This window comes from Bacillus cereus group sp. MYBK14-1, assembly GCF_051916885.1.
GTDB lineage: Bacteria > Bacillota > Bacilli > Bacillales > Bacillaceae_G > Bacillus_A > Bacillus_A cereus.
The window spans coordinates 132,329-145,501 of sequence record NZ_JBQAHM010000002.1 but is presented as its reverse complement, the minus strand read 5'-3'; the positions used below and the strand labels follow the sequence as shown (position 1 = coordinate 145,501).

Here is a 13,173-nt window from a genome sequence, read left to right as displayed (position 1 = left end):
TATATATGAGGAAGTTTTTTTGTTGTAAATTGACTGAGATTATTGAAAAATAGAAAGAGAATGAAAGAGGGGGGAAAACAAATGAAAGTATGTATATTGGGAGCAACAGGACGAGTAGGTTCAAACATAATTAATTTAGCATTAAAGGATTCAGCTGAAGTGACTGCATTAGCGCGTGATTTAAATAGAATAGAAATACAACATGAAAGGTTAAGAGTGATAGAAGGGAATGTATTGAACGAAAATGATATAAAGAAAGCGATAAAAGGAAGTGATATAGTAATTAGTGCACTTGGAACGGATCAAAATGGAACATTAGCGAAGAGTATGCCACAAATTATAAAGAAAATGGAAGAAGATGGGGTTCGTAGGATCATAACAATAGGAACAGCTGGTATTTTACAAGCAAGAACAGATCTAAATTTATATCGTTTTCAATCAACGGAATCAAAAAGGAAAACGACAACGGCAGCGGAAGATCATTTGGCTGCATATAAGGTACTAAGTAATAGTAATAATTTATGTTGGACAGTTGTTTGTCCGACACATTTAATAGATGGTGAGGCGACAGAGGTATATCGAACTGAAAAAGATATATTGCCAGAGGGTGGATCAAAAATTACAGTGGGTGATACAGCACACTTTGCATGGGATCTATGTAAGAAAAATATATATGAAAATAGTCGAGTAGGTATTGCATATTAAAAAACCATCCCGAAGTCGGGATGGTTAAAAGATGATATAACACAAGAAGATGATAATCATAATGATTTGGAGAATTGCTTTCGCTACTGTACTGCTTAAAAAACCAACTACAGTAGCGACTCCAACTAGAAAAGCATCTTTTGGCGATTTTTTATGTACTAGTTCTGTTATAAATACTGATAAGAACGGTATGATAATAAGTCCGAATGGTGGAAAGAAGAACGAGCCGACAATGATAGAAATCATTCCGACACGTTCGCCCCATTTAGAACTACCGTATTTTTTTAAGAAATATCCATTTGCAATAAAATCAGCAACGAAAATGAAAAGAGTGAAAATGACTTGAATAATCCAAAAAGAAGTTGTTAATTCGCCTCCATTTATACCGAAATGGTAAATCAAATATCCAGCCCAGACAGCTAGTATGCCAGGGATAATTGGATAAATAAAGGCGAGAAATGAAACAACGAAACAGGCAATGATACAAATTGTTAATAAAACAGTCACTTTATAGCTCCTTTTTAATATCTAGTTTATGTACAGCAACTTTTTTGACTTGATGTCCATCAAGTTCTAATACTTTAAATTGAAAACCAGCATATTCAATGGAATAGCCAGCTTCAATATTTAAGTCAACTGCTTGAGAGAGAAGCCATCCTCCGATTGTATCTAAATCACTATCATCAATATGTAGGCCAAACATATCATTTACTTCAGAAATAAGCACCTTTCCATCTAAAACAGTAAGCTTAGGTGTACGCTTTTCAATCATAGGTGATTCATCAGCATCGAATTCATCTTGAATTTCTCCAATGATTTCTTCAAGAATATCTTCCATCGTTAAAAGTCCGGCAGTACCACCATATTCATCCATAACGATTGCCATCTGAACGCGATTTTTTTGAAGGTGGACTAACGTTTTACGAATTGGAACTGTTTCAAATACAGTTAGAACAGGATGTATATAAGATTCAAGTGGTTTATAAATACCTTTCGTTTGATCATGGAATACTTCTTTCGTATTGATCATCCCGATGATATCATCTTTATCTTTTTCAATGATTGGATAGCGTGTATATTTTTCAGTAGCGACGATATCCATATTTTCTTCTAACGTATTTTCAGTAGACAAGCAAATCATTTCGGTACGAGGAACCATAATTTCTTTCGCAACTCGATCATCAAATTCAAAAATGTTATTTACATATTTATATTCGGTTTGGTTTATTTCACCGCTTTTAAAACTTTCACCTAAAATGAGTCGCAATTCCTCTTCAGAATGAGCAAGTTCACTTTCCTTCGCAGGTTCTAATCCGAGTAGTTTTGTGAAAAATATAGCTGTACTATTGAGTAGCCAAATGAATGGATACATAATTTTATCAAATAAAATAAGCGGTCTTGCAAATTTGAGTGTGATTGCTTCTGCTTTTTGAATTGCGAAAGACTTTGGAACTAATTCACCTAATACAACGTGGAAAAATGTAATAACACTAAAAGCAATAACAAAAGATAAAGTGTTAGCCATTGTTCCAGTAATATTAATTTTTTCAAAGAGCGGTCGTAGTATATGTTCCACAGTCGGTTCACCAAGCCAACCAAGCCCTAAAGAAGTGATTGTAATTCCGAGCTGACAAGCTGATAAATAAACATCTAAATTAGATAGGACGCTTCTTGCAGCTAAAGCTTGTTTATTACCTTCATTTGCAAGTTGGTCAATTCGACTTTTTCGTACTTTTACAACAGCGAATTCTGATGCAACGAAAAAGCCAGAAATAAGAATAAGTACAAAGATGAGAAAAATATTTAATATGTCCAAGCGTGTTCTCCATTCCAAGGTCTGGAATAAAGATGTCACCTCCTGCAATTATGTTATACTTTTATAATAAATCCAAATGAAAAGAATAGTCAAAGGAAAAGGGTAAATATTGGTATGTTTCTGTAATAGTTTTTGAATTTGCTGTTATTTTGTCCGCTATACAAAAGGAATAACCCCCTACTTTTAGATTATAGAGGGTTATTTTAAATTAAGGTTTTGGAACACTTCTCGTTAAAGTGTATGACTGTTGCTTGGAGTAGTTTGTGGTCCATAGTGTTTGAAGGAAAGAAAGTATGCTATATGGGATATAGAGTAGTAATAAGCCGATTGTAACAATTATAGGTGAATTTCCGCCAAATTGAACGATGAATTGTAACAGTCCATTTGCATGAAAAACGCATTCCATAAAAACGAATGAAAGAATAATGGAACCTAAAATTGATTTATGATTCGAAGTAAGCGCCAAAAACAATGTATCCACAAGAAAAGAATCATATTTTATTTCATATTCATTTGTGTTTTTTAAGAAAGGAATCCATTTTTTTACTGCTTGCATAACGATAATCATGGCAGTACTACATACGATGATAAATGATGAGTAGTAAGGAAGGTTTATAAATTGTGCGATGTATAGAAGTAGTAATAAGACTGAACATTGTAATACTACAGTGCAAAAAGAGTAAGGTATCCATTTCAATACAGTAGTAAACTTTTTAAACGAGTTAGGTGCTTTGAAAAATAAATGGCCGATACCCAAACTTATGAAAAATCCGATCGCAAGGGTAAAAGTAAAACGAACAATCGATATAAAATATATTTCCCATATGTAAGGGAATAATGGTGTTGAATGATTAGAAGTATGTATCATTTGGTTTGCTGAGAAAAAAATAGATTCATGCATCCAATCAACCTTTGGAATTGATATAGAAGAAAGCTGTGCGAAGTTTTGAAAAATGCTAATAAATCCATTTTGATAAGAGTAATTGTGTGTAATAAAAAGAGCTGGAATAGGACTTATGGCAAAAATAACAATAACACCAATTATAAATTTACATATATGTGAGCGTAATAAGGACATATAACCACCTACTCTTAGAATATTCAGAAAATTCTTATTCTTATTTTAGCTTTTTTTGAAAGAAGTTACAATATATTTTTCATTTAGTAATTCAGAGAGAAGATTTGATAGCAAAAATATACAAGTGAAGGATTCATGAATAAATTATGACAAGAAAATGAATAATTTTCAGAAAAATAAAATAAATCGTTTATTTTTTTCAGAAAATATAATATAGTTATGGCACAGAAAGTATTTTAACATAAGGAGGCTTTTTATGAGGATTAAAGGGAATTACGTGCCGAAAAGGGAAGTTTTACTGTGCTCAAGTTCGATTACGATTGGGGAAGCGTTAGAGCATTTAAATAAAACGGGGTATCGTTGTGTACCAGTTTTAGATGAAAAAAAAGAGAAATTTTTAGGGAATATATATAAAGTAGATATTTTAGAATATAAAGGATCACTTGATGAGAGTGTAATACAATTATTAAACGATAAAGAAGGATTTGTGAGAGAAGATTCATCTTTCTTTAAAGTATTTTTTACAATAAAAAAATTGCCTTATTTATCAGTAGTTGATGAAAAAGGGGTTTTCCTTGGAATTTTAACGCATAAAAAAGTTTTTGAGTTATTAGAGGATGCATGGGGCGTTCACTCTAGTAAATACTCTGTCATGATTGGAACGCAAGACTATAATGGAGCAATCCAAAAATTATCGACAGTTTTAAAGAAATACACTGGTATTCAAAGTTTGATGACTTTTGATAATGATGCCTTATTAGTTCGTAGAATTATGTTTACATTAGGAGAAGAGTTTAACGACGGTGAATTAGAGACATTATTGAAAGATTTAGAAGATCACGGATTTAGAGTTGTGTATGTGGAAGAGATGAAAAATCCACGTGAAGTTGAAACGATAGAGTAACATACAAAAGCCATCTAATTATATATTAGATGGCTTTTGTATGTTACGTGTATAAAGTTATTTGAAAATAACAATCGAATAATAGGTGAGATTGTAACAATATTTGTGTAAGAGAATAAAAAATGTAGATAATTTCGATTTTCAAAAAAATCAATTTGAAAATATGTTTTTATTTTGCAACTAAATATGTTACTATATGTGTGATAAAAACAAAGAGGTCTGACATCTACACTCCACGTAATAACACTCTAATGATTTAAAAATTCAAAAAAATCAAAATTCAAAATAATAATTGTATTAATGATTAGAGTAAAAATAAGGGGAATGGAGAAATTATGGAGAAAGACACTGCTTTGTAAGGGGCATATTTTATCATCTTGAGCAGAGAGGAGGATGCATAGCATATTGTAAAATATAGAGATAAACAATGAAAAAGTGCTATGCAAATGAAGAGCATGAAAGGACGTTTAAGGCCAGGTGATACGGTAGCAATTGGTTTAATGCTATTTGCATTATTTTTAGGAGCAGGAAATTTAATTTTTCCGCCAGTTTTAGGTCAACAAGCAGGAGAGAATGTTTGGATTGCTACAATAGGATTCCTTGTAACGGGAGTCGGATTACCCCTACTAGCTGTAACAGCTGTCGCGTTTGTAGAGGGGGACTTGAAAGCGCTATCTTCTAGAGTCCACCCTATATTTGCGTTTATTTTCCCATTGATTAGTTATTTAGCAATTGGACCATTTTTCGCGATTCCTCGTACTGGAGCTGTTTCGTTTGAAATGGGTATGAAGCCGTTTTTATCAGAGGCAATGGTTTCAGAGTGGTACATGCTATTTCTTTTCACGATAGTTTTCTTCGGAATAACGTGGTATTTATCATTAAATCCATCTAAATTAGTGGATTGGTTCGGAAAGTTTCTTACACCATTATTAGTATTAATTGTCGCTGTTATTGTCGGAAAGGCAATTATTGATCCAATTGGAGAGCCAGCTGCGCCGTTAGCTGCTTACAAAGAAAATGCTTTCTTTGGTGGATTTATTCAAGGATATTTAACGATGGATGCAATTAGCGCGCTCGTATTCGGAATTGTCGTTGTACAAGTTATCCGCTCTAAAGGGATAAAAGAGAGTAGTCAAATTGCAAAAATAACAGTAGTATCAGGTATTATTGCTGTACTTGGTTTAACGTTAATTTATTTATCACTTGCTTATCTTGGTTCAACAAGTACATCACTTGGTATCTCAGAAAACGGTGGCCTTATTTTAACGAATGTTGTAAATGAGCTATATGGGACGAGTGGTAAAATTTTATTAGGGCTTGTTATTATACTCGCTTGTTTAACAACTTCTGTTGGGTTAACATCTGCGTGTGCAGGTTTCTTTACAAACTTATTCCCAAAACTTTCGCATAAAACGATTGTAACAATGGTATGTGTATTTAGTTTAATTGTATCTAACCTAGGTTTAACACAATTAATCGCAGTAACATTACCTGTGTTAATGATCATTTATCCAGTTGCAATTGTATTAATCGTACTTTCGTATTTCCATAAGTGGATTGGGAAGCGTAATACAATTTATATTGGAGCTATTTTAGGTGCATTGTTAATTAGTTTCTTTAACGGTTTAGAAAGTGCGAAAATTAAAATTGACGCGATTTCTAATGTACTACAAATGTTACCGTTATATAACGAAGGAATCGGATGGTTAATTCCATCATGTATTGGCGGGATTCTTGGTTTCTTCTTCTATAAATCAAATGAATCAAGTGAATTACAAAAGAAAGGTGCTTAGGCACCTTTCTTTTTTTGAAGGGGATTTTTGTATTTTGTCTAAGTAATAATTGGGGGGAATGATAAATGGCTAATTTTGAAGATTTTTTAAATTTGGATTTGAGAATTGGAACTGTAATACATGCAGAGGAATTTAAAGAAGCGAGAGTACCAGCGATTAAACTAGCAATAGATTTTGGAGAAATCGGGATAAAGCAGTCAAGTGCTCAAATTACGAAAAGGTATATTCCAGAAGATTTAATCGGTCAACAAATCGTTGCTGTTGTAAACTTTCCACCAAAGCGTGTAGCTGGATTCAAATCAGAAGTGCTTGTGCTTGGTGGTGTTCCTGAAGCTGATGATGTTGTGTTACTTCAGCCTAATATGGAATTGCCAAATGGAACAAAAATTAGCTAGGGTGAAGGTAGGGACTAATATGGATATCGGACGAGAATATTTGCAATGTGCGATTTCGAACTTTAAAGCAACAAAGAAACAAGGGGAACGGGCACTTTCTCAATTATCATATGAACAAATACAATGGTCCTCTCATGAAGAAACAAATAGTATAGCGATTATTATTAAGCATCTGCACGGTAATATGCGTTCTAGATGGACGGATTTTTTAACGTCTGATGGTGAAAAAACAGATCGTAATCGAGATGGTGAATTTGAAGGATGCTATCATTCAAAAGAAGAAACCCTTATAGCTTGGCAAGAAGGATGGAAATATGTTTTTAATACGATGAATACTTTAACGCCGGAACACTTATTGAAGACGGTATACATTCGCGGTGAAGCACATACTGTCATGCAAGCAATTGAAAGGCAAATTTCTCATTATGCATTGCATATTGGTCAGATTATTTACATTGGGAAGATGTTAAAAGAAAATGAGTGGGAATGTTTAAGTATTCCGAGAGGTCAGTCTGCGCGTTATGCAGAGAAAAAACGTTCAACATAATAATAAGAAAGCAACCGATAAAAAATAGGAAAAAAGAAAGTCAGCCAAATAATAGATGGTTCTGTAATCATAAGAATACTGCCAAAAATAAGTCCATATATAATAAGAAAGAAATTGAAAAGTGTATTCACAGGGAGAAATCGTGAGATAAACACTTGCTGTCGTTTAAAACAATCACTGTGAAATAAATAAAAGCGGAAGTACCATGTGGCTGTAATAAGGTCTTTCTTTCTCACAATTCTTTTTTTGCATGTATGACAGATAAATGGTGGTTGCATTTCATTACGCTCCATTTTTTATTTTCATAATAATGTGAGACAAAAGTAGGTACAAAGTGTATGTTCCTATATACGCTCCTGCAATAAGGAAAAATGGATTCAGTAAAATTCCATGAATGCTCGTCATGAAAACTAAATCTTGTATTAAAACATCGTATATATTAATGGAAATAATTGTACCAAGTACATATAGTGCCAAGTACGCAGAAATATGTAGCACAATAGAGATTTTTGGTTGCTTAGCGGACAAATAAAAAATGAATGATAGAGCGATTGGTAATATTCCTATTAATAGCTTCAATTCATTTCACCTCATTAACAATATAGCCGAAATTTTAACGGTCTATTCTCTAGGGCTTGTACATAACTTGAAATAGAGAGGTGATAGTATGAATCGGGGCTTTTTTTTTATGAAGTTTACAAATATGCGTAAGTTAGTTTTATTTGTTATTACTACAGTGCTAGCGACTTTTTTTCTTATTAGTCTGATGGTAACCTCTATGAAAGAGACAAAGTCAACGTATTTATATAATTGGTTAAATGAGTTATCGATGAATGGTTACATGTATGTACTTGGAAAAGAGAATCATTATTTTACACAGGAGTATCGAAATTTGAATCAAGATTTTTCAATTTCTTCTTTTCTCTTTTCTATGGCTACAAATATTCGCTTTAATGATGTACGCAGTTTTGTCGGGAAAGAGCTCCCGGGATTTGGTAAGTACGATACAGAAATTGTTATTGCGGGTGAGGGTACAAATTATTCTAACTTACCGATAGAGTCGAGTGTTCCTCTTGAAGAAGTAGTGAAGGAACGGACTAGTGGAACTGGACAAGCACCTAAACAAGATACGAATAAAGAGAAAAAACAGCCGTCCCAAACGACTGGGAAGAGACAAGTTGCGTTTATTTATCATACACATAGCTGGGAATCTTATTTACCTTTACTTAACTTAACGAATGACCCGAATCCGAATAAAGCAACGAGTTCTGTGTCGAATATTTCTATATTAGGAGATCGTTTCCGTGAACAACTAGAAGGTGAAGGGATTGGAGCTACTAACGATAAGAGTGATGTTGGTCAAAAGTTAATAAGTAAAGGTTTAAACAGTAATAGTTCGTATAAAATGTCACGAGAAATTGTGCAGCAAGCTATGGCTGGAAATAAAGATCTTCAATACTTTTTTGATTTGCATCGTGATAGTGCCCGAAAGAATGTAACGACAAAAACAATTGGAGATAAATCATATGCAAAGCTTGCATTTGTAGTAGGGAAAGGAAATAAAAACTATGAAAAAAACTTACAATTAGCGACAGCTTTACATGAGGCGATTAATAAGAAATATCCAGGAGTGAGCCGTGGGGTCATTCAAAAAGGGTTTCAGACAGGAAATGGAATCTATAATCAAGACCTATCAGGACAAGCGATATTAATAGAAGTTGGCGGTGTAGATAATACAGAGGAAGAATTGAATCGATCAATTGATGCACTTGCTAAAGCATTTGGTGAATATTTTTGGCAGGCAGAAAAAGTGAATGGATAAAGTGAAATTTAAATTGGTGAGAGACCTCACCTGATGAGGAGGAATTCACAGTATTTTTGAAAAAACGTAAGTGTAATGCTTGCGTTTTTTCTTTGTAATGATGAGACGTCACAGAATAGACATAATTTGTCGTTGTTATAGTAATATCGAAATTTGTCAATTTATAGTAGGAGATTTACAAAGGGATTTTCAGGAAAGTAGAGAAAATCTTTTTATAAGGAAAACTTTTTATTATGAAACTGGTAGGGTGATTGAAGTGATTAGGGAGATCGAAATAGAAGATGCATCATCATTTTTGCAATTAAGTAAGCAATTAGATGAAGAAACGAAGTTTATGTTATATGAACCAGGAGAAAGAAAAACTACAGCTGAGCAACAAGAAAAAATGATCCATCGCTTTATAGAAAATGAATATGCAACAATATTTGTAGCAGTTGAAGATGAGAGGATAGTAGGTTTTATATTAGTGAATGGAAATAACATTCAAAGAAAGAGGCATGTGGCAACCATTGTAATTGGTATTTTGCAAGAGTATAACGGGCGAGGTATTGGGACGAGATTGTTTAAAGAGGTTGAGAAGTGGGCAAAATTACATGATGTATGGCGTTTAGAATTAACAGTAATGGCCCACAATACAAGAGCTCAAGCACTATATAAAAAAGTTGGATTTGAGAAAGAAGGTGTCAAAAAAGCTGCTCTTATTATCGATGGAAAGGGCATCGATGAGTATGAAATGGCCAAATTATTAAAATAAGAGGTCGTTATATGAAAAAAAGATGGGCACTACTTGGTATTGTAGCTGCAATAATTATTATTGGAGTAGCAGGAATCAATTATAAAATGTATAAGGATAAGCAGGCGCGGGAAGTAAGTGTAAATAGCATATTTCCGAAAGCGAAAGAAACGATTGCTAATATGGATGGGGATATTGCGGTAATTAATAATCCGAATTCAATGCTTGTACTTGTAAATAAAAGTAGGCGTTTACCAGATGGGTATAGACCGCCAGATTTAGTTATTCCGAAAGTGCGCTACTCTAGTGAAGGTGATCAAGAAAAGAAAAAGATGAGAAAAGAGGCAGCGAGGGCGCTTGAGGATATGTTTCAGCAGGCTGACAACGAGCGTATTTTTCTTTTTGCAGTTTCTGGATTTAGATCTTTTGATCGACAAAAAGCATTAAATACGATGTATAAAAAACAAGACGGGGAAGCAAAAACAGCAATGTCTAGCGCGGTTCCTGGCACAAGTGAGCATCAAACTGGACTAGCTATGGATATTACGTCTCAATCTGCTAAATTTCAGTTAGAGACAGTTTTTGGGGAAACGAAAGAAGGTCAGTGGCTTTCTGAAAATGCCCATAAATTTGGTTTTGTGGTTCGATACACAAAAGCGAAAGAAACGATTACGGGCTATCGGTATGAACCATGGCACGTAAGGTATGTGGGAAATCCACAAGCTACATATTTGTATGATAATCAACTGACACTTGAAGAAGTAACAGAGTGAACAATTGAGGGGAGAGACGTACAATGACGAGGTTATATAAGAAAAAAGTACATGCATATATTACAAGAGAACAAGAGGGGGTTATGCAATTACTTGTTTTTAAACATCGTGATATACATGAAGCTGGTATTCAAGTGCCAGGGGGAACGGTTGATGAAGGTGAAACGTTAGAAGCTGCTATATTGCGTGAAGTACAGGAAGAATCCGGATTGCGTCATTTATGCATAGAGCGTTTTTTAGCAGATTACATTATACATATGAAAGAAAAACAGGAGTATGAAAAACGCCACTTTTTCCATGTAACTTTACTAACAGATGTAAAGGATACTTGGGAACATATTGTAAGTGCTGGTGAGGAAGATAAAGGATTAGTATTTTGCTACGAATGGGTTGATATTGTAAAATGCCCTGAATTAGCTGGAAAACAAGGTGAGTTTTTACATTTATTAGATGAAGTATACGCACAGTAATGTAAGAGTCTGAAGCGAAGATTAATCTGTTTCAGACTTTTTTTATTTTTCGGGAAATTAAAGGTGTTTAAATAAGAGTATTGAATTTCTTTAAAGGGATATTAATTAAATTAGCTTATGCTTTTGAACAAGCGACAAAGCATAGAAAAATCCCCAACTTATCATGAATAGAATAAACAAAGAGGACAGGAATCCCTGTCCTCTTTGTTTTAGTGATTAAATTGAAATATCGTTCTGCTCTGTCTTATGATATTTTAATAAACTAAAAGATAAACAAGCGGAACATAAAATAAGAATAGAAGCGATGATATAAATTGTACGAACACCGAACATATCAGTAATAATGCCAATGCTAAGCATAGATAGTCCAGAGGCTGTTGAAAGAAGTGCGCCATGTGCTGTATACATTTTTGATAATAAAGAAGGGGCGACACTTGATTGTAAAACAGTCGTTTGGGAAATATCTCTAATTTGATAACAGGGTCCCATTAGAACACATAGAAAAAGCGCAATAAATCCGCTGCTTGTCATACCATATAAAAATGTAAGAATGCTAAATATAAGAGAGCCAATCGACATAGATCGTATTAAATTGTTTTGAATATAGGAACTCATTTTCCAGGCTAATAGACCACCGATTAACGTGCCAACATAATAACTTGTATTAATATATCCCCACCATTCTTCGCCCTTATGAAGGATAGTCGTAACGTATGCCATCGTAATAGCACCAATCCATATTGTCCCTGCGAAAGTTTCGATTAAGTCCATATATGTAACGGTACGGAGAGAAGGATTTTGAAATAGGAGTTTCCAACCTTCCAATAAAACAGTACTTTTGGAAGAGGGAGAATCTGCTATTCTTTCAGTATGTATGGAACGTAATGAAAAATGTAATGCAATGCATCCGAAAATCATTAAAATGTTATTAATCATGAGTGTAGAAGTAGCGCCAATGAGAAGAACGACAATACTCGTAAATGAATAAGCAACGGCTTGCACAATTTGTGTTGAAAAGGAAAAGATACTATTTACTTTTACTAATTTTTCTTTCGGTGTAAGGCGCGGAAGAATACCGTATAATAATGGAGCACTCCACCCGCTACATAATGAAATGACAAAAATAAAAGTTAATAGAGCTATAATGTTTGTGGATAAGACCGGGAACAAAATCATTAATAATAGTAAAAAGACTGTTTTCAACCATTGGAGCGTATATAACAGCGTATAAGATGGAAAACGATTTATCATAAGTGGTGCAGAGATGTTAGCAATTAGATTTGTGATAACTTGTAATAATGGAAAAAGAGCAGTAATAGTAGCTGATTTAGTTGCTATATAAATATGAGTTGTAATAATCATTACATATACGATGTCAGCGAGAGTAATGCATATTTTGGAACCTAAATAGTAGATTAGTGACAGGTTTCTCAATAAGAATATCACCTCTATAAAAAATAGTATTTAGTAATTGTAATAATTGTAATTTAAAAATTAAAATTTTTAAAGAATTTAATTTTTTGTCACTTTTTGAAAGGGATTTTCATGTATAATGAAGAATATATTGATATAGTATTATATTAATGATCATTGTAACAGTGAATATGTACAATAGCTTGTAGCAAACGCCCAAGTGTAAGAAAGGGCGGATAAACCATTCTTTTCTTCATATACATATAGAAAATGAGAAAGAAAGTGAGGGTTGCATATGGCTGCTTGGGTAATTTGGTTTATAATAGCTGGTATTTTATTTATCGCGGAAATGTTGGCGATTACATTTTACATGCTTTGGCTTGGAATTGGAGCTGTTGTCGGAGGTCTTATTGCTTTGTTTGCTCCTGATGCACTACTGTTACAAGTTACTGTTGGTGCAATTGTAAGTTTAACTTTGACATTCTTTACGAAAAGAATTTCAAAAAACTTTCGAGAAGCAAAAGGTTTTACTGATACAGTAGATATGCTTGTTGGTAAAAGAGGGATTGTTATGCAAGCGATTACAAATGAAGCGAATGGTATTGTGAAGGTGGATGGAGATACTTGGACAGCTATTGCAGATTCTTCAATTGATGCTGGAGAAAAAGTCGTTGTTATAAAGAGGCATAGTACTATATTACAAGTGAAAAAGGAGAGTGAATAA

At 33.7% G+C, this 13,173-nt stretch carries 16 protein-coding genes; 10 read left to right on the top strand and 6 right to left on the bottom strand.

Annotation, left to right across the window (positions count from 1 at the left end; genetic code table 11):
- Positions 1–81: 81 nt before the first annotated feature.
- Entirely contained in the window at positions 82–705 is a 624-nt protein-coding gene (locus tag ACTFR3_RS06745) for an NAD(P)-dependent oxidoreductase (RefSeq protein WP_440044303.1), read from the top strand.
- 24 nt (positions 706–729) lie between these two features.
- Here the strand turns inward: ACTFR3_RS06745 and ACTFR3_RS06740 are convergent, their stop codons facing one another.
- The 3 genes from ACTFR3_RS06740 to ACTFR3_RS06730 all read right to left on the bottom strand — a co-directional run bounded on the left by ACTFR3_RS06740 (position 730) and on the right by ACTFR3_RS06730 (position 3,599).
- Positions 730–1,212, bottom strand: coding sequence for a DUF456 domain-containing protein (locus ACTFR3_RS06740; RefSeq protein WP_000217339.1), 483 nt, complete (start codon positions 1,210–1,212; stop codon positions 730–732).
- A 1-nt stretch (position 1,213) separates the two neighbouring features.
- Positions 1,214–2,521, bottom strand: a complete 1,308-nt coding sequence (locus ACTFR3_RS06735) for a hemolysin family protein (protein WP_000353738.1) — start codon at positions 2,519–2,521, stop codon at positions 1,214–1,216.
- Positions 2,522–2,729: 208 nt separating this feature from the next.
- A complete protein-coding gene (locus ACTFR3_RS06730; RefSeq protein WP_440044302.1) occupies positions 2,730–3,599 on the bottom strand; it encodes a hypothetical protein in 870 nt (289 codons plus the stop codon).
- Between the two features lie 256 nt (positions 3,600–3,855).
- Here ACTFR3_RS06730 and cbpA point away from each other — a divergent pair, with 256 nt between their 5' ends.
- The 4 genes from cbpA to ACTFR3_RS06710 all read left to right on the top strand — a co-directional run bounded on the left by cbpA (position 3,856) and on the right by ACTFR3_RS06710 (position 7,238).
- The gene (gene cbpA / locus ACTFR3_RS06725; RefSeq protein WP_001220526.1) at positions 3,856–4,503 is read left to right on the top strand and encodes a cyclic di-AMP binding protein CbpA; all 648 of its coding nucleotides are present in this window, start codon (positions 3,856–3,858) and stop codon (positions 4,501–4,503) included.
- Positions 4,504–4,958: 455 nt separating this feature from the next.
- Complete coding sequence (gene brnQ4 / locus ACTFR3_RS06720) at positions 4,959–6,296, top strand: branched-chain amino acid transport system II carrier protein BrnQ4 (RefSeq protein ID WP_011110049.1); 1,338 nt, start codon at positions 4,959–4,961, stop codon at positions 6,294–6,296.
- 65 nt (positions 6,297–6,361) lie between these two features.
- Positions 6,362–6,691 carry a chaperone CsaA gene (gene csaA, locus ACTFR3_RS06715; protein WP_001263013.1) on the top strand — a complete coding sequence of 110 codons (330 nt, stop codon included), beginning with the start codon at positions 6,362–6,364 and terminating at the stop codon, positions 6,689–6,691.
- Complete coding sequence (locus tag ACTFR3_RS06710; protein ID WP_440044301.1) at positions 6,672–7,238, top strand: DUF1572 domain-containing protein; 567 nt, start codon at positions 6,672–6,674, stop codon at positions 7,236–7,238. The genes csaA and ACTFR3_RS06710 overlap by 20 nt, the downstream gene beginning before the upstream one ends.
- Here the strand turns inward: ACTFR3_RS06710 and ACTFR3_RS06705 are convergent.
- Together ACTFR3_RS06705 and ACTFR3_RS06700 are read right to left on the bottom strand one after the other, a co-directional pair.
- A complete protein-coding gene (locus ACTFR3_RS06705) occupies positions 7,211–7,516 on the bottom strand; it encodes a permease (protein ID WP_440044300.1) in 306 nt (101 codons plus the stop codon). The genes ACTFR3_RS06710 and ACTFR3_RS06705 overlap by 28 nt on opposite strands.
- Positions 7,517–7,520: 4 nt before the next feature.
- Positions 7,521–7,817: a hypothetical protein gene (locus tag ACTFR3_RS06700; RefSeq protein WP_000770738.1), complete on the bottom strand. Its 297-nt coding sequence runs from the start codon at positions 7,815–7,817 to the stop codon at positions 7,521–7,523.
- Positions 7,818–7,905: 88 nt separating this feature from the next.
- On the opposite strand from ACTFR3_RS06700, the gene spoIIP reads away from it, so the two are divergent.
- From spoIIP to ACTFR3_RS06680, 4 genes are all read left to right on the top strand, one after another.
- Positions 7,906–9,060 carry a stage II sporulation protein P gene (spoIIP, locus tag ACTFR3_RS06695; protein WP_001079278.1) on the top strand — a complete coding sequence of 385 codons (1,155 nt, stop codon included), beginning with the start codon at positions 7,906–7,908 and terminating at the stop codon, positions 9,058–9,060.
- A gap of 256 nt (positions 9,061–9,316) precedes the next feature.
- On the top strand, positions 9,317–9,814 hold the full coding sequence (locus ACTFR3_RS06690; RefSeq protein ID WP_440044299.1) for an N-acetyltransferase family protein: 498 nt from the start codon (positions 9,317–9,319) through the stop codon (positions 9,812–9,814).
- A gap of 11 nt (positions 9,815–9,825) precedes the next feature.
- Positions 9,826–10,566, top strand: coding sequence for a M15 family metallopeptidase (locus ACTFR3_RS06685; RefSeq protein WP_000747647.1), 741 nt, complete (start codon positions 9,826–9,828; stop codon positions 10,564–10,566).
- A 23-nt stretch (positions 10,567–10,589) separates the two neighbouring features.
- Positions 10,590–11,036 (top strand): NUDIX hydrolase, encoded by a 447-nt coding sequence (locus ACTFR3_RS06680; protein ID WP_440044298.1) that lies wholly within the window; start codon positions 10,590–10,592, stop codon positions 11,034–11,036.
- Positions 11,037–11,252: 216 nt separating this feature from the next.
- Here the strand turns inward: ACTFR3_RS06680 and ACTFR3_RS06675 are convergent, their stop codons facing one another.
- A complete protein-coding gene (locus ACTFR3_RS06675; protein WP_440044297.1) occupies positions 11,253–12,470 on the bottom strand; it encodes an MFS transporter in 1,218 nt (405 codons plus the stop codon).
- A gap of 274 nt (positions 12,471–12,744) precedes the next feature.
- Between ACTFR3_RS06675 and ACTFR3_RS06670 the strand changes: the two genes are divergently transcribed.
- Positions 12,745–13,173 (top strand): NfeD family protein, encoded by a 429-nt coding sequence (locus ACTFR3_RS06670; protein ID WP_440044296.1) that lies wholly within the window; start codon positions 12,745–12,747, stop codon positions 13,171–13,173.